This is a genomic window from Priestia sp. JSM ZJ58 (assembly GCF_044383985.1).
Taxonomy (GTDB): Bacteria; Bacillota; Bacilli; order Bacillales; family Bacillaceae_H; genus Priestia; species Priestia zanthoxyli.
In genome coordinates, this window is record NZ_JBISEM010000001.1 from 3,532,508 (window position 1) to 3,548,861 (window position 16,354).

Below are 16,354 nucleotides of genomic sequence, written 5' to 3' on the forward strand. Positions count from 1 at the left end.
CTTCTATCTAACTCTCCTTATAAGAACTATATTACGATCATTTATTCCGAAAGCAGACACATGAAATAGACGAAACTTACATAAGCTTCGTCCTTTCATCAACATAACTATTTTAGAAGCAGCAGCATCTCTTAATTTGTCATTAACTGATGCAGCTGTTTTTGAACGTCTTGGATTTTTAATTTTGAGATATGAGCATATTCATCAATTTCTAAGAAATAAACAAGATATGTTTCGTTTTTTGGCGTGATGTGCGAAACTTTCTGCAAATTTACGATATAAGACCGATGTGTTTGACTGAATACAGAAGGGTTCAAATACATATAGATATCACTAATATTTTCATATGTCTCATAGACACGTGATTGAGTATAGATTAAGCATTTTTTTCCGGACTTTTCGATAAAAATAATTTGATCAATTGGAATGTAATAAGTAGATCCGTTAAATTTTACAGGCAGTCTTTTTAATTGCTCACCTGGCTTTTTTGACTGATTTTTATCAATTCCAATGGAGTTTTTTGCCCGCTCTAGCGCCATATAAAGTCTGGTTTTTTCAATTGGTTTTACAATGTAATCCAGTGCCGACAACTCGAATGCCTTCACAGCAAATTCATCATAACCGGTGATAAAAATGAAGTTTAAATTCGGCTTAATGCGCAGGCACTTTTTTATGGCATCTACACCGTTAATCGTAGGCATATTAATGTCTACGAGCAAAAGGTCTGGACTCTTAGCCATCACTTCCTGTACAAGCTGCTCTCCGTCTTTGCAGATGCCAATCACTTCAAATTCCGGAAGCTGTTCTATAAAATAATCTAAAATTTCAACCGAATCTTCGTTATCATCGGCAATAATTAAGTTGATTTTGTTCATCCTGACTCCCCCTAGGATACAATGTTAAAGTATAGTACGAACTATTGCCCATTCTGTTTTATGCATGTCTACACATCTTTATAGTGTTTTTATGTTGAGATGAATGATCTACACGGACGCTAATCGTTAATGGAACGCACAACGATTGTTCATGGGGAATATTGCAATAATTGTAGGTTTTCTAGAAGAAGAAATAAAACCATTTATCTATTATCATTTATTTTCCTAACAATGATTTAATACCCTTTTTATAATCTGCAAATCAGCATGCCAGAATCTTTATTTAATATTTTTAATAAAGGCGACACGCTATTTTCAATCATTTTGTCTTCTCTTACTATTAAAACATGTTCTACGTTCTTCCACCCATACTTTTATTCATTTTTTTACTTTTTATTCAAGGTAATTACTTACATACAACCCTTAATAACCCTGTATTTGTAATTTCACTTGAAGAAATTTATGTATTTTTTATTCATTTTATTATAAAAATTCTAGCATATAACGTTATGAACTTACATATGTATTCCGAACTAGTTCCTTTTAGAACTATGATTATTATACCATTTCATAGTATAAATCACATATATTTAAAGGTGAAGACTTTCCATTCCTTTAAGAGTTCAAAGCTATTTATTTGTAAAATAAATCAATTCATTCCTCTCTAAAGGCTAATACATCTAATTATCCATCTATTATCTGTAAAAAAACAGGCCTAAAGTTATACTTCGGCCTGTTTTACATTCATTTCTTATTTTGCATTTTTTACAATTTGCTGTGCCTGTTTCGATACAAAGAAGCGACCCTTTTTATCCTGTACCACCACGCTGTCCATCTGTATCTCTTTTCCATTTACAATCGCAATATTTTTATTTACCGGAAAACGTACCGTTCGCTTATTGTTTGTAACAACGAGCACAGGGTTGTTTTTATCTTTTGAGTCCACCGCTACATTTGAGCCTTTAAACGCTTTATTTGCTTCAATAAATAATTCATTTGTTAACTCGTTTAAGTTAATATTCATTGACTTGGCCATATGTTTGGCAATATCCGTATTATCAAAGTGCCCCGTTGGTCGATTGACGCCGTATGAATACAGAAATACATCCTCACCCGTATGACCGCCCGTTGTGAATCCAAGGTTTGCTCGGTTGGCTAATAGCTTCGATAGTGTAGCACTGATTTCTTTTTTATCTCTTGCTTTAGTCAGCTGCGCTTTTTCCTCTGAAGTTAGGTTTGATAAACCATACAAAGCAGCTACTTCTTCTTTATTTGATAAATCTTCTTTTAAGTTAGACGTAGCACCTTCTAACGTCATTTTTGCTTTTTTTAATGGATCAATATAAGCAGAAACAGGTGTGGTATCATATCCTTTTGTTGTATTTGCATTACCGATTGAAAGACCGCTGTTTCCGTGATCAGCAATCGCAATAACCATCGTATTTCCATCTTTTTTAGCGAACTCTACTGCCTTGCCCACTGCTTCATCAAACGCTAATACATCGCTAATCATTCCTACTGGATCATTGGCATGAGCTGCCCAATCCGTTTTGCTCCCTTCAACAAATAAGAAAAAACCATCTTTATCTTTTGACAACGTCGTTATTGCTTTATTTGTCATCTCGGACAACTTTGGCTGTTCTGCTTTTGTCTGTGGGCGGTCCATATCATACGCCAAGTCTCGGTCAGCGAAGTTCCCCCAGATTTTTTTAGAGCGCGACTGCTCTAATTCTTTTTTGTTTTCTACAAAGTCATATCCTCTTTTATTCAATACATTGACTAAGTTTTCACCGTCTTTTCGGCTTTTTTCTTCTGCTCCTGGAAGAAGAGACTGCTTACCTCCTCCAAGCACTACATCCATGTTTTGATATACTTGCTGCTCAGCTAACGTTTGGAAGTCATCACGGTTATAGTTATGAGCTGAAAACCCAGCTGGTGTGGCATGCTGGATTTCAGAAGTAGCCACGATTCCTGTCGCGCGCCCTGAAAGCTTTGCTCCTTCTAGAACGTTTGCTACCGGACGAAACTGATCCTCTTTCTCTACAGATTTAACTCCAGGCGTATTTACTACCGAAGGCAACACGCCTACATAGCCTGAATTTGATTTATTTCCTGTTGCTAAAGCAGTAGCTGCCGGAGCGGAATCGGTAATAGCAGATTCTGCCGAATACGCCCGTACTCCCCCGGCCATTAGCTGATCCATGTGTAACGGTTTTCCTTTGTACCATCTTGCGAGTGTAGTAGCATTTGAACTCGTCCCGTCCATTACCATCATAATGACATTTTGAGGTTTCTTAGCTGACTTATGCTCCACTTTTGCTTCCGTTTGAATAAGTGAGTTTCCTACACCAAACGAGGCCAATGCTACCGCTCCTGCCAGTGTAATACCTGCTAATTTTTTCTTCATATAAATGTACCCGCTCCTTTATGTAATTATCTTTGACATTTCTAAAGTTATCATTTAAACGTAAACCCACTGTTTATCCATTGTAAAAGAGTGTAAAGTTTGTCTTTATATTCTTCCTTTCTTCTTGAGAAAAAATAGTCGAATAAAAAGGAAGTACATGAACAAACTACCAGTAATAGAAAGTCATGCGAGGGGCACGGTTATGTTTAAACATTTATTTAAAAAAAAGAATGCAGACGATCAGCCCAAAAAAACATTGGATGAACTGATTAAACAATTTAAAAAATCAAGTGATTTCACAACATTAGCTATTGGTTCGCAGCATCGAAAATACATCATTACGTATTTTAAGCAGCTCGTAAACATGCAAAGCGTTGAAGATAAAATACTTGAACCCTTTCAAAAACTAGACTTCACGTTAAGCAGTGTATATGAAGTCGAAAATGTTCTGCCGATTGAAGATATTTCCGTTACAAAAGATACAAAAGAAATTTTAGAAAAGCTGCTGCGCGGCTATGTGATGTTTCAACTGCATAAAGACGATAAGCTAGTAGCTCTTATTAAAGTTCAAAGCTTTGATACGGGGTTTCGAAAAGAAAATGAAACGGAAAATGAGTTCAGCGTCGTTGGTCCTAAAATTGGTTTTGTGGAGGATTTAGATGTCAATCTCTATTTAATGAGAAAAACGGTCATTTCCGAAAACCTTATTTTTAAAGAACTCACCGTAGGAAATAAATCGAAAACGCGCGTGGTGCTTGTTTACTTAGAAGGCGTAACGAATCCTCAGCACGTAGAGACCATGACCCAGCGCCTTGAAGAAATAGATTTTGACGTCATTTTTGATAGTACAATGCTTGATCAATTGATTTCCGATAATTCTTCTACGGCGTTTCCGCTTTTTTTAACAACAGAGCGGATTGATCGAGTTCTGTTTAGTCTGTTAAACGGGCAAGCTGCCTTCTTTTCGAGTGGTTCACCCTACGCAGTTACCGGACCGTCAACATTGCTTGACTTCTTTATTTCACCTGAGGACTACTATTTACCGTGGGTTCTAGGGTCATTTTTCCGGGTTATTCGTATTTTGGGCGTCTTTTTCTCTATTTTTGCTACGCCTCTTTATGTAGCCATTGTTACGTATCATTATGAGATGCTTCCAAAAGATTTGCTGGGGCCTATTATCTTTTCAAGGACAAACGTTCCTTTTCCACCCGTTATCGAAGTGCTTTTTTTAGAAATAACCATTGAGCTGCTTCGGGAGGCAGGAGCCAGACTTCCAACAAAAGTAGGGCAAACACTGGGAATCGTAGGCGGGATTGTTATTGGGCAAGCAACAGTAGAAGCTGCGTTAACAAGCAATATTTTGCTTATTATTGTTTCACTGACAGCTTTAGCCTCTTTTACAACGCCTATTTTTAAAATGTCTAACACGATCCGGCTGCTACGTTTTCCGTTTATTTTGTTTGCCACTGCGTTCGGTTTAGTCGGCATCACATTTGGCTTTTGTTTCTTGCTGGTTCATTTGCTTCGTTTAAAATCTTTGGGCATGCCTTATCTTGTTCCGCTTTTTCCGTTTCGTCCCACAGAGTATAGGGATACATTTCTGCGATTGCCCTATAGTCATACAGCAAAGCGCCCAAGCTACTTACGTCCTTTAGAACGCTTCCGCTATAACCCTAATAAAGCGAATAAGATGAAACGAAAAAGTAATTTAGATAATGAGTAAAGCGGGGAAACGTCATGAAAAGAATACTAATTTTATGCACTTGCCTTACTTTTTTAACGAGCTGTGCAGACCGTGAAACGATTGACGAAATTCAAGTAGTCAACTCCATCGGATATGATTATATTCCTCAAAGCAATAAAGTCAGAGGAACTATTTTATACCCTATCTATAAATACGGACCAACGGAAGAACCGAGTATTATTGCGGCTACTGCTAATTCATCATTTGATATTCCACTCCGTTTAAACAATAAATCATCTCTTCCCGTCGCGTTTGGGCAGCTGAGAAGCATCGTTATGGGAAAAGAATTTGCAACACATGGAGTAGATGAGTTAGTAAATACAATTGCTAGAAACCCAGACCTTGGACGTAATATTAAATTAAGCATTGTAGACGGCAACGCACATGAATTATTAAGCTCTGTTACAAAAAAGAAAATTAAGGACTATCAGTTTATTTCTAATTTAATCGAACAAAATATCCGCACAGAAAATTTGCCTAACACCAATTTACAAATTTTTTTATTCAGTTTTTTTAGCGACGACCGTGACCCGTACCTTCCTGTTTTAGCACAAGAAAAAGATGCTATTAAATTAAAGGGGCTGGCGCTTTTCAAAGAACAAAAAGTCGTTACAACCATCGGAATGAAAGAAACGTTTTTATTTAAGCTGCTAACAAGCGGAACAAAGCACGGCCGCTATTCAGTAAAAATTAAAGAAAGTGACCGTAAAGGCGAGATCATTCTTCAAAACTTGCGCACCAAAACAAAGTATGAAATTAAAGGAAATCATCAAAACCCAAGTATTGTTGCGCACTTAACTATCGACGGCCTTGTAAAAGAATTTCCTGGATGGGTGGACCTAACTGATCCGGCTCGTATTAAAATGGTTGAAAAAATGCTCCAAAAAGATATTGAAAAAGATGGGGATGTCTTTATTAAGAAACTTCAGCAACATAGGATCGACCCCATTTGTTTTACAGATTATGTTCGAAGTAAAACAAGAAGGTTTAACAGTGAAGAATTTAAAGCGCAATATCCGGATATGAATATTGAAGTAAAAGCTCGCGTTCACCTTATTCAAACCGGTATTAGCAACTAGGAGGAAGAAAAGATGCATAATACAATTAAAGAAGAAAATCAAGTTTCCCCTTCTTTTCTTTTTTTCTTAGTGCACTCTACGCAGATTGGCGTTGGGATACTAGGATTTCAACGTTATATTATTAAAGGAGCTGGATATGAAGCTTGGATATCCATCTTTCTTGCTGCAATCAGCGTTTGTATTTTATTAGCCATGATCTTTAATATCTTAACTCGTGAAAACAGTGATATTGTTGATATTCACCGGTTATATTTCGGTAAATACCTTGGAGGAGCTTTAACTCTTGCGGCATCGGCTTATTATTTTATTTTTGCGCTAACCATTTACCGGACGTACGTAGAAATTTTACAAATATGGATGTTTCCACAGTTAGAAACATGGATTGTATCACTCGTTTACTTACCTATTATTTACTATACAGTTTCCGGCGGGTTTCGTGTGATCACTGGAATTGCTGTTTTTGGGGTTATGCTTCCCTTGCCACTCGCACTTGCATTGATTTACCCGTTAAAATATGGGCACCTTAATAATTTATTTCCTTTGTTTGATCACACGATATGGGAATTTTTAATTTCAACTAAGATGATGACTTTTGAGAATTTGGGATTTGAATCTGTGCTTTTTTTCTATCCTTTTATAAAAAATGGCGCTACTAGCCAAAAATGGGGTCAGCTTGGGATTTGGTTCAGTGCTTTTTTATATTTGGGCACGGCATTAGTTTCATTTGCCTACTTTAGCCAGGGACAGTTAATGCATACAATCTGGCCAACTTTAACAATGGCTAAAATTATTGAAATCCCATTTTTACAGCGTTTTGAATATATTTTAATTTCTCTGTGGCTTTTAGTCGTTCTTCCTACTATTGCTGTCAGCGTATGGTGTACAATTCGTGGATTTAGTAAAACATTTAATAAACCGCCTACGATTTTTCTCATATTAGTTCTTATTGCCCTTCTTGGTTTTTCTATTTTCTTTGATGATCGAGAAACTATCGATCATCTTAATACACGATTATCCATGACCGGCTTTTACTTTATTTATGGCTACATTCCTTTCCTTTTTCTCTATAGCCTCATTCGAGCCAAAATAAAACAAAAGAAAGCACGAAAAGAAGAGCGTGAGCCAACTTTAAGTTGAATCACGCTCTTTTTTTCATATTATTTTATTTGTTAAATAAAACAGCGTATTCCCCGTATCCTTCTTTTTCTAAATCTTCCTTCGGAACAAATCGAAGAGCTGCTGAGTTGATGCAGTAACGCAAGCCGCCTGCATCTTGCGGACCATCATCAAATAAATGACCTAAATGAGAGTTAGCCGTTTTGCTTCGTACTTCTGTACGAACCATATTATGACTAACGTCCATGTTTTCTTTTACTTCATCTTTATTAATCGCTTTTGTGAAAGACGGCCATCCGCATCCGGCATCATATTTATCAGTTGAACTAAACAACGGCTCTCCTGACACGATATCTACATAAATACCATCTTCTGTATGATCCCAAAATTCATTGCGAAACGGAGGTTCCGTTGCGTCATTTTGAGTAACTTCATATTGAATAGGCGTTAATGTCGTTTTCAGCTGCTCGTCGCGGCCAAAGTCTTTCCAGTTTTCTTTAATAAAACGATCACGTCCAGATCCTCGTCGATACATAGCATAGCGGAATTTATTTTTCTTATAATAACCTTGATGGTATTCTTCCGCTTCGTAAAACGGTTTTGCCGGTAGAATTTGTGTAGCAATCGGCTCAGAAAAACGACCGCTTGCTTCTAATTGCTGCTTCGATTCTTCGGCTAGTTCCTTTTGGTGTTCGTTGTGGTAAAAGATAGCTGTTCGATACGAGTCGCCTCGATCCGCAAATTGTCCGCCTGCATCCGTTGGATCAATTTGAGGCCAGTATAGTTCTAAAAGCTTTTCATATGGAAAAACTTCTGGGTCAAATGTAATTTGGACCGCTTCATAGTGGCCCGTTGTTTCTGAGCATACTTCTTTGTACGTCGGGTTCTCTTTGTGACCGCCTGTATAACCAGATACAACTTTTATAATGCCTGGCTGTTCATCAAAGGGCTTCACCATACACCAAAAACAGCCGCCGGCAAAAGTTGCTACTTCATATTGTTCTGTCAAAAAGATGACCTCCTTCATGTATTCTTTCTATTATTATACGCTGATTTGATGTTCTCACCAACTAACTTGCTTCTTGTACTCTTTCCGTTTTAAGACAAAAAAATAATCAGTGAAGCTCGTCTTCACTGATTATTCTTCCGCATTTAAAGCGCTTTATTTTTGATCAACTTTAATTTTGTGAAACAGTTTATTCATCGTTTCAATTTCTTTATCTGTAAAGTGCTCAAACCGCTCGAGGAAATACGCTCGTTTTTTTTCTTGAATCACATTAAAAATATCTTGCCCTTCTTTGGTCAGTTCAATATCAATAATACGTCGATCATTTTCAGACCGTTTGCGTGCAATATAGCCTTTTGACAAAAGCAAGTCGGTTACCGCCGTAATGTGGCTTGCTGACACTTGAAGATACTTGGATAAATCAGTTGATCGCTGCCTGCCGGAATCAACCAGCATACGAAGCACCATAAATTCATTTGTTGATAGCTCTGAATTATATACTTCATTAATTTCTTGGCGAAGCTGTCTGAACACAAAGCGAAACAGCGTCTCCATTTCTTGAACGAGCTCTTCTCTTTTTTTCACTTGTCACTCTCCTTAACGCTACCGCATGATAACGAATATGTATTTACGAAAGTATTTCACTTTCTTAACTTAATTAGTTTTATCAAATTACTAAGCGTTTCGTCAACTATTATTGAGATTTTTTTCCACAAACCTGTACGAATTGATGTATTTTTCATAAAATTCCATAAAAAAAGCGATTTACCGTTATGGTAAATCGCTGCTAGTAGCTAAAAATACCGGTTAAAAAGCTTCTCCATCTTGGAACAGGCTTTTTACCTTTTAAGCTGTCTTCACTTTTTAACTGACTTTCAAGTTCTACTACTCGATTTTCTAATTTTGTAATAGCTTTATTTAATCGATCGATTTCTGAACGATGCTCTAAAATTTGAAAGGTCACTACTTCTCCCGCTTTTTCTTCTGTACGCTTTTCATTTTCAATCAGTCTTAAAAAAAGCTGATCAAGCTGCTTTTGCATATCTTGTGCACGTTCATCAGATATAACGACTTCCTCTTTTTCTACTACTTTTTCTACCACTTTGACGACGGCTTGACGATTGCGGTTTTTTTGAAAGTTTTTAAGTGCCTCAACATTTTCTTCTGTAAACTCACAGTGTCCCGATTCATTTCTCTCTAGCTCGATATCCGCCATTTTGACCCACTTTAATACCGTACTTGGATGTATTCCCAGTGACTTTGCCACATCTACCGTTTTCATCGTCATGTTCCATCCCTCCATTTTTTCATTTACTAGCCATTTCGAGAGAAATCTTTAAATCCCTTCATACGTGACAAAACTAGTATGAATTCGTCAAAGAAAGTGGACGTTCAACAAATGAAGAAAATGATGTCATTATTCCCTAGAAAAACTCGTATAAACCTTCTGCAAAATAACAAAATTCGCCCTGTGAAATCCCCTTGCCGTATCCCTTAAAAAAAGACGCGCGCTCTTTACCTGTAAAGATTCCGTCTTCAAAACGAACAGCCAGCGCCATATCATAACGAGCGTCTCCTAAAGTTCCTCCGCTCCAGTCAATAACAGCTGTTATCTGACCGTCGTGTACAAGTACATTATCAATCGTGTAGTCTCCGTGAATAAGTACCTCTTGTTTGCATATCATGTTTTGCTTCTGCAGTTGTTTTAGCAGCCGTTGATTCCCGTCTACCTCATAGTGGGTTAAATTGTACTCTGCCTCTTGCAGCATTCGGTGGATCCACGGCTGCTTACTCACTAATCGTTCTGGACACTCAGCATTGTGAATACGAGCAAGAAGACGCCCCATTTCATAGACAACGTGCTCACGCTTTTTTTCATTATCTTCCTTCTTTAAATACTCTCTTACCGTCTTTCCTTCAAAAAATTCTAGCAGCAGCCAGCTCTCTTCTGCTGTTTGAACGAATTTGTAAGCGATCGGGCTTTGACATTCTTCCAGAGCGCGTATATTTTTTAATACATAATATTCCTTATATAACCATTTTCTGTACTTTTCCCTTTTTGCCCGTTTTAAAACATATCTCCCTTTAGCGGTATGAAGAATACCGACATCCGATGTACACCCTTGCTTCGGAAACGTCACTTTTTCGATTTGCTTTACATACTTTTTTATCGAATGAGGAATTTCTTCTACTATAATAGGATGCAATTGTTCCACTCCCCTTTCTTTCTACATTCTCTTTTTGTTGCTCTTTCCCTACAAAAAAGTTGAGACATAACGAAATCACTTCAATTTAATACAAACAAATGGGGTGAATGAGCTATTATGAAGCGCTTGTGACACCGCTGTTGATTTCCGTGCAAGACTTCGCTTTCCCCGCAGCAGTCTCCGTCTTTCCCTCCAATCAACAGCTAGAAGCAACTAACTGCATACTTGAAACCTACGTTCACCATTCCAATAAAAAAATCCGAACGATTACTCGTTCGGACCTTCCTTCAACTAAACTACTTTTGCCCAGTCTCTTACCCTTTACCAAGCACCCAGCGGCTTTTCGTAAACATCGTATAACCAACCGCAAATAAAACAACCGTACAAACCGATAAGCTTCCTATTGTATAGACGAGACTCTGCATGTCGTAGACACCGTAGAGAAGCTGTTTCATAAGTGCAAATACGTTATAAATAGGAATTAAAAATCCGCTTGGTTGCAGTTCGTGTACGGATTTTCCCATCAGTAAAAAGTATGGAAGTATCGCTACCATCATAATTTGAGATGTATAGCTCTGCGCTTCTTTAACCGAATTTGCTAAAAGGCTAAGGATACATAATACTATGGCTCCTAGCAGCGCTAGCAGGGTAAGGGTGACTAAAAACGAGAAGATAAAGGTTGTAACATGACCCTTAAGCTGCAGTGCATCATTTAATATAGTTGTTAAATAACGTACAGAGAAAACAAATGCCAATGTAGACAAAAGGCCGCTTACGATACCGAATGTAGAGATCGTAAGCCATTTTCCAACCAGTAATTGCGTTCGTTTGACAGGAGCCATCAATAGAGCTTCCATCGTCTTCCGTTCTTTTTCACCTGCAAAAATATCATTGGCAGAAGGAAGAATGCCACCTAAAACGCCCATAATGATAATCATTGGCGCAAACATCGCAATCATTGTTAAAGAGCCGTCATCTTCTTTAGACACTCCTTTTTCAACCACATTAAACGGAGCCATCGTTTCACTATTCACATTTAGTTGATCTAAGCGTTCGCTAACTATAGCTTCTCGATGTTTATTCAGTATATTTTGTATATACTCCGCGGTAGCACCTGAGTTCATGCTCGCTGAATCCGTATAAACAGTAACTTCTGGCGATTTCATCTTACGCACTTCTGAAGAAAAATCGTCTGGCACCTTTAACGCCGCTAACGCTTTCCCTTGTTCTACAGCACTGAGTGGGTTTCTGCTTTCGATTACTTTAATATTGTCATCGTTTTTTAACCAGTCAATCACACTGGCATCAGAATCCTTTGTAACAGCTACAGACATGGAATCTGTTTGATTACTAGCCATCATTTTGTCGGCAAAAAAGATAATCCCTATATTTAACAAAATAGGAATCAACACACTAAAGATAATCGTCTTTCGATCTCGCAGACAATCAATTAACTCTTTTTTATAAATATGCCAAATCATCTTAAGCCCCCCTCACGATACGCGACATAAAGATGTAATTTAAGTCTGTGCTTTCTTCTTCTTTATACAGCTGTTCGTTTGTTCCTTGATAAATCATTTTCCCTTTATGAATCATGATGATAGACTGACACAGCATCTCCACTTCTTCCATAATGTGACTGGAAAAAATAATCGTTTTCCCTTCTCTTTGCAGACTTTTAATAAGCTCACGAAACATGTTTGCTGATGTAATGTCTAATCCTGTAGTCGGCTCATCAAATAGTATAACGTCCGGGTTATGAAGAATAGTGCGTGCAATGGCTACTTTTTGACGCATTCCTTTTGAAAAGCCTCCAACGCGGCGATCCAAGTAATCTTTCATTCCAAAACGTTTGGCCAGCTCCTCAATCCTTATCTTTGTTTCATGTTTGCTCATTCCATAAAACTTAGCAAAATAAGCTAAGTTTTCACGAGCTGTCAAACGGTCGTATAAACCTGTTTCACCGCCAAAAAGCACGCCAATTCTTTGTTTTATTTTATCGGGCTGTTTATGAATGTTAATTCCGTGAATGAACATATTACCTTCCGATGGTTCAAGTACAGTCGACAGCATACGTAAAAGAGTTGTTTTCCCCGCTCCATTTTCACCTAATAGTCCTACAATTTCTCCTTGTGCGATGGTTACATGAACATCTTGAACAGCTGCAATTGTTTTCTTTTTCTCTTTAAAATATTTCGTAACACCTTTGATTTCAATCATATCCGCTCTCCCCTTTTACTGTGATTGACTATATCTTAGCTTATTTTTCATACAGCATCTTCCATCTTGTCATAAAGAGGGTTTTTTATGTCACGAAACGTCCTTTCCATCTTGTAAATCATGGTAAAATAGTGTGGTAATATCCAATAGAATGAAACAAAGAGGGTTTTTATTTATGAAGGTAGGATTAGTGGATGATCATTCATATGATTTAGAAAAATTGAGGATTTCTTTAGAAAGAGAAGATGATATAGACATACTTTTTTCGACTAGCAGCGCGGAGGAAGCTTATAACGAAATTAAAAAAAATGAAATTGATTTATTAATTACAGATATTGAAATGCCAAAGCTATCAGGTTATGAGCTTGCAGACTTTATCAATGCTTACGCGCTTGATATTCAAGTCATCTTTGTCACTGGGCACAGCGGCTTTGCCGTTCATGCATTTGAACTCAACGTTTTAGACTACATTATGAAGCCTTATTCTAAAGAGCGTCTGTTAAAAGGCATTCAGCGTTTTCATCAAAAAAACCAATCAAATAACACAAGAGATAAGCTTATTTTAAAACAAAAAACCGAAATGCAAGTGCTGAACAAACAAGATATTATATTTGCAGAGCGAACGGGTCGCTCTACCACCATCATAACGACAAATGGAGAATTTAGTACCTATCAATCATTAAACGAAATTGAAAAAGAATTAACAGCGAGTCATTTTCTAAGGTCGCATCGAGCTTTTATTATCAACATTTCCTATATTCAAAATTTCTCCCTGTATACTAAGCACTCCTACTCCGTGATGTTTCAAAGCACCGAAAAAACAGCTTTAATCACGAAAACAAATTTAGACATCTTGCAAAAAGAGTACTTTTAAAGGAGGGACTATCTAAAATGAAACTATTTTACACACTAGTTTTACTAACTGTTTTCGTGCTCCTCTTTTTTAAAGACCTGCCTGTTAGTTTACATCTCCTACTTAGTTCTTTTATAATTGGTTCATTTTTTATATGGAGAAAGAAATATCAAACGGCTCCTTCACTAACGATAAAAAAAGCAATCGTACTGACGTCTTTTTTTCTGCTTTTATTTAGCCTATCTTCACCTCTTAGTATTGGCCTTATCGTTATCACAATGATTGGTTACATGACCGACATGTTTTCGTCTTATCAACAATACATATTCGTAGCTAACCGGGAAAGCAGTGCTTCACGTGAAATTCAAAAAAACAATGAGCTTTTTCAAGCGTTAAGAGCTGAAAGACATGATTTTATTAAACATGTCAGCGCCGTATCCTATCTTCTAGAAACAAACCAAAGACAGCAGGCACAAGAGTATATTCAAGATTACGTTGAAGCTTTGAATGATACCCATTCATATATTCAAGGTGAACATTCGCACGTTGCTTCTGTTGTACATCAAAGCAAGAATCAAGCACATACGTGGGGAATACATATGAATGTTCAATTAGATTCACCGTTATCACACCTGCCTTTAAAGCACCTTGACCAAATGAATCTCATCATGAATTTACTGCATAATGCTTTAGAAGCCGCTCATTCTTCTGAGAAAAAAGAGATAACCGTTTCGAGTATGATTCGAAGTGGCATTTACATTTTAGAAGTCAGCAATTCTACCGCTCCTTTATCACGAGAGCGTCAAGATCACTTGTTTACTTCTTTTCATGTGACAGAAAAGAAAGAACGCCACGAAGGCCTTGGCACGTGGATCATTTCTGAACTTGTTTCCAACTACCACGGACGCTTGGAATATACGTATCACGATTTAACTCTTTCCATTAAAATAAAATTTCCAATAGTCGTTTCATCAAAACAAGCAACATAGCCGCTATAGCCTAAGCGGCTTTTTTTCGTATGAGCCTCTTCTATACGCACACACTATAAAAAGCACCGAAAAAAAGAAATATTTCACACTTGTTTTAGCTCTTTTATCGTCACTTTTTTAGTTTTTGATTTTTTATATGCAAATCTATTGCATTTCAAGTAAAAAACGAATATTATATATCATGTTGCTTTTAATGTTCGTTATTTTTGGAGGTTACTTATGTTTAAGTTAAAAGAATATAACACGGATGCTAAAACGGAGATTTTAGCTGGTATTACAACGTTTTTAACCATGATTTATATCGTCATTGTGAACCCAGTTATTTTGTCCAGCGCCGGCGTTCCTTTTGATCAAGTATTTACAGCTACTATTATTTCAGCAGTCGTAGCTACGCTATGGATGGCTCTTGCAGCTAACTATCCAATCGCTATTGCTCCCGGTATGGGAATGAATGCATACTTTGCTGCTTTAGTTGTCGGTTCAAATGGAAGTATCGACTATGCTACTGCTTTTTCAGCTGTATTCGTAGCGGGTATTATCTTTATCATCCTATCGTTAACATCGTTTCGTGAAAAATTAATTGAAGCTATTCCAAACAATTTAAAGCACGCAATCAGTGCTGGTATCGGTTTATTTATTGCTTTTATCGGGCTTCGTTCAGCCGGTATTATTGTTGCAAATAAATCAAATTTAATTGGACTTGGTGATTTGCAGTCTGAAAAAGTAGTTTTAACACTGATCGGACTTGCGATTACAATCATTTTATATACGCTAAATGTAAACGGCGCTTTATTCTTCGGTATGATTATTACCGGATTAATTGCTTTCTTTAGAGGACAGCTTTCATTTGATAAAGGTTTGTTTGCTTCCCCTCACCTTCCAGATGGCTTAATAATTTCAAATCCTTTTGCTGCTTTTGGAGATGTTATTCATCATGATTTGTACACAGTTGTTTTTTCTTTCTTACTTGTGACGATTTTTGATACAACAGGTACAATGGTAGGCGTAGCTCAACAGGCCGGTCTTATGAAAGGTAATAAGATGCCTCGCGTGCGTCAAGCATTGCTTGCTGACTCATTTGGTACAACGATTGGCGCTTTATTTGGTACAAGCCCAACAACGGCTTACGTTGAATCTTCATCTGGTGTAGCAGCAGGCGGACGTACAGGTCTAACGGGCGTGACGGTAGCCATTCTATTTATTGTGGCAGCATTCTTTAGTCCGGTTGTAAGCTCGGTTTCTGGCGTAGCAGCTATTACTTCACCTGCATTAATTATTGTCGGAAGCTTGATGATGGGTGCTGTAGCTAAAATTAATTGGAATGACTTTGATGAAGCGTTCCCTGCCTTTTTAGTTGTTCTAGCAATGCCTCTTACATCAAGTATTGCAACAGGAATTGCCCTTGGCTTCATTTCTTATCCGTTAATGAAGCTGGTAAAAGGAAAAGGCAAACAAGTTCATCCGCTTGTGTATGTCTTTGCTGTTTTATTTCTCTATCAGCTCATCTTTTTACCTCATTAAAAAAGCTTGGAGATTTTTCTCCAAGCTTTTTTTATTGAAAGTGATTGTTATTTTCTTTTGTTTGATAAAGATAATTTTCCACATAGATTTGTTCTGCCTCAGAAGCATTCTTTATCCCTTCTTCTGGATCTAGCTCGATACTTCTCTTTTTAGCTATATAATCCACTAGCGCCCCAAATCCTAAAAGACCGCCTATAATCCCAGCAAATACAATCCATATTGGCAATCGCTTCACGTCCCTTTTCTTTTAATTGTATCAGCTTCAGCGCAACAGGTAAATATTAACATAGTTATCCATTTATAAATAAAGCGCTTTTTACCAAATATACGTAAAAAA

The 16,354-nt window shown here is 37.3% G+C and carries 15 protein-coding genes; 6 read left to right on the forward strand and 9 right to left on the reverse strand.

Annotation, left to right across the window (positions count from 1 at the left end; translation table 11 throughout):
* Positions 1–131: 131 nt before the first annotated feature.
* A complete protein-coding gene (locus ACH6EI_RS18430) occupies positions 132–875 on the reverse strand; it encodes a LytR/AlgR family response regulator transcription factor (RefSeq protein ID WP_028414187.1) in 744 nt (247 codons plus the stop codon).
* A 751-nt stretch (positions 876–1,626) separates the two neighbouring features.
* Positions 1,627–3,282, reverse strand: coding sequence for an alkaline phosphatase (locus ACH6EI_RS18435; RefSeq protein ID WP_108674516.1), 1,656 nt, complete (start codon positions 3,280–3,282; stop codon positions 1,627–1,629).
* Positions 3,283–3,484: 202 nt separating this feature from the next.
* Between ACH6EI_RS18435 and ACH6EI_RS18440 the strand changes: the two genes are divergently transcribed.
* Genes ACH6EI_RS18440 through ACH6EI_RS18450 form a run of 3 tightly spaced genes read left to right on the forward strand, consistent with a single transcriptional unit; the run spans position 3,485 to position 7,242 of the window.
* The gene (locus ACH6EI_RS18440) at positions 3,485–5,005 is read left to right on the forward strand and encodes a spore germination protein (RefSeq protein ID WP_014461104.1); all 1,521 of its coding nucleotides are present in this window, start codon (positions 3,485–3,487) and stop codon (positions 5,003–5,005) included.
* A 14-nt stretch (positions 5,006–5,019) separates the two neighbouring features.
* Positions 5,020–6,105 carry a Ger(x)C family spore germination protein gene (locus tag ACH6EI_RS18445; RefSeq protein ID WP_108674515.1) on the forward strand — a complete coding sequence of 362 codons (1,086 nt, stop codon included), beginning with the start codon at positions 5,020–5,022 and terminating at the stop codon, positions 6,103–6,105.
* 12 nt (positions 6,106–6,117) lie between these two features.
* The gene (locus tag ACH6EI_RS18450) at positions 6,118–7,242 is read left to right on the forward strand and encodes a GerAB/ArcD/ProY family transporter (RefSeq protein WP_108674514.1); all 1,125 of its coding nucleotides are present in this window, start codon (positions 6,118–6,120) and stop codon (positions 7,240–7,242) included.
* A 25-nt stretch (positions 7,243–7,267) separates the two neighbouring features.
* On the opposite strand, the gene msrA is transcribed toward ACH6EI_RS18450, so the two are convergent.
* From msrA to ACH6EI_RS18480, 6 genes are all read right to left on the reverse strand, one after another.
* A complete protein-coding gene (gene msrA / locus ACH6EI_RS18455) occupies positions 7,268–8,230 on the reverse strand; it encodes a peptide-methionine (S)-S-oxide reductase MsrA (protein ID WP_028414192.1) in 963 nt (320 codons plus the stop codon).
* A 153-nt stretch (positions 8,231–8,383) separates the two neighbouring features.
* Complete coding sequence (locus ACH6EI_RS18460; RefSeq protein ID WP_108674513.1) at positions 8,384–8,812, reverse strand: MarR family winged helix-turn-helix transcriptional regulator; 429 nt, start codon at positions 8,810–8,812, stop codon at positions 8,384–8,386.
* Positions 8,813–9,014: 202 nt separating this feature from the next.
* On the reverse strand, positions 9,015–9,515 hold the full coding sequence (locus tag ACH6EI_RS18465) for a MerR family transcriptional regulator (RefSeq protein ID WP_108674512.1): 501 nt from the start codon (positions 9,513–9,515) through the stop codon (positions 9,015–9,017).
* Positions 9,516–9,651: 136 nt separating this feature from the next.
* Positions 9,652–10,434, reverse strand: a complete 783-nt coding sequence (locus ACH6EI_RS18470) for an aminoglycoside phosphotransferase family protein (RefSeq protein WP_108674511.1) — start codon at positions 10,432–10,434, stop codon at positions 9,652–9,654.
* Positions 10,435–10,748: 314 nt separating this feature from the next.
* Positions 10,749–11,915 (reverse strand): ABC transporter permease, encoded by a 1,167-nt coding sequence (locus ACH6EI_RS18475; protein WP_108674510.1) that lies wholly within the window; start codon positions 11,913–11,915, stop codon positions 10,749–10,751.
* A gap of 1 nt (position 11,916) precedes the next feature.
* The gene (locus ACH6EI_RS18480) at positions 11,917–12,654 is read right to left on the reverse strand and encodes an ABC transporter ATP-binding protein (protein WP_108674509.1); all 738 of its coding nucleotides are present in this window, start codon (positions 12,652–12,654) and stop codon (positions 11,917–11,919) included.
* Positions 12,655–12,829: 175 nt separating this feature from the next.
* Here ACH6EI_RS18480 and ACH6EI_RS18485 point away from each other — a divergent pair, with 175 nt between their 5' ends.
* The 3 genes from ACH6EI_RS18485 to ACH6EI_RS18495 all read left to right on the forward strand — a co-directional run bounded on the left by ACH6EI_RS18485 (position 12,830) and on the right by ACH6EI_RS18495 (position 16,017).
* Positions 12,830–13,528, forward strand: coding sequence for a LytR/AlgR family response regulator transcription factor (locus tag ACH6EI_RS18485; RefSeq protein WP_108674508.1), 699 nt, complete (start codon positions 12,830–12,832; stop codon positions 13,526–13,528).
* A gap of 17 nt (positions 13,529–13,545) precedes the next feature.
* Positions 13,546–14,496, forward strand: coding sequence for a sensor histidine kinase (locus ACH6EI_RS18490; protein ID WP_394530604.1), 951 nt, complete (start codon positions 13,546–13,548; stop codon positions 14,494–14,496).
* A gap of 219 nt (positions 14,497–14,715) precedes the next feature.
* Positions 14,716–16,017: an NCS2 family permease gene (locus ACH6EI_RS18495; RefSeq protein WP_099000172.1), complete on the forward strand. Its 1,302-nt coding sequence runs from the start codon at positions 14,716–14,718 to the stop codon at positions 16,015–16,017.
* A 31-nt stretch (positions 16,018–16,048) separates the two neighbouring features.
* Here ACH6EI_RS18495 and ACH6EI_RS18500 read toward each other — a convergent pair whose 3' ends face one another.
* Entirely contained in the window at positions 16,049–16,243 is a 195-nt protein-coding gene (locus ACH6EI_RS18500; RefSeq protein ID WP_098112672.1) for a hypothetical protein, read from the reverse strand.
* Positions 16,244–16,354 lie beyond the last annotated feature (111 nt).

Bases quoted from the DNA above. Each gene is read 5' to 3' on its own strand.
- ACH6EI_RS18480 (WP_108674509.1), bottom strand. From the start codon at position 12,654: ATGATTGAAATCAAAGGTGTTACGAAATATTTTAAAGAGAAAAAGAAA.
- ACH6EI_RS18490 (WP_394530604.1), top strand. From the start codon at position 13,546: ATGAAACTATTTTACACACTAGTTTTACTAACTGTTTTCGTGCTCCTC.
- ACH6EI_RS18495 (WP_099000172.1), top strand. From the start codon at position 14,716: ATGTTTAAGTTAAAAGAATATAACACGGATGCTAAAACGGAGATTTTA.
- ACH6EI_RS18465 (WP_108674512.1), bottom strand. From the start codon at position 9,515: ATGACGATGAAAACGGTAGATGTGGCAAAGTCACTGGGAATACATCCA.
- ACH6EI_RS18485 (WP_108674508.1), top strand. From the start codon at position 12,830: ATGAAGGTAGGATTAGTGGATGATCATTCATATGATTTAGAAAAATTG.
- ACH6EI_RS18450 (WP_108674514.1), top strand. From the start codon at position 6,118: ATGCATAATACAATTAAAGAAGAAAATCAAGTTTCCCCTTCTTTTCTT.
- ACH6EI_RS18445 (WP_108674515.1), top strand. From the start codon at position 5,020: ATGAAAAGAATACTAATTTTATGCACTTGCCTTACTTTTTTAACGAGC.
- ACH6EI_RS18430 (WP_028414187.1), bottom strand. From the start codon at position 875: ATGAACAAAATCAACTTAATTATTGCCGATGATAACGAAGATTCGGTT.
- ACH6EI_RS18475 (WP_108674510.1), bottom strand. From the start codon at position 11,915: ATGATTTGGCATATTTATAAAAAAGAGTTAATTGATTGTCTGCGAGAT.
- ACH6EI_RS18440 (WP_014461104.1), top strand. From the start codon at position 3,485: ATGTTTAAACATTTATTTAAAAAAAAGAATGCAGACGATCAGCCCAAA.
- ACH6EI_RS18435 (WP_108674516.1), bottom strand. From the start codon at position 3,282: ATGAAGAAAAAATTAGCAGGTATTACACTGGCAGGAGCGGTAGCATTG.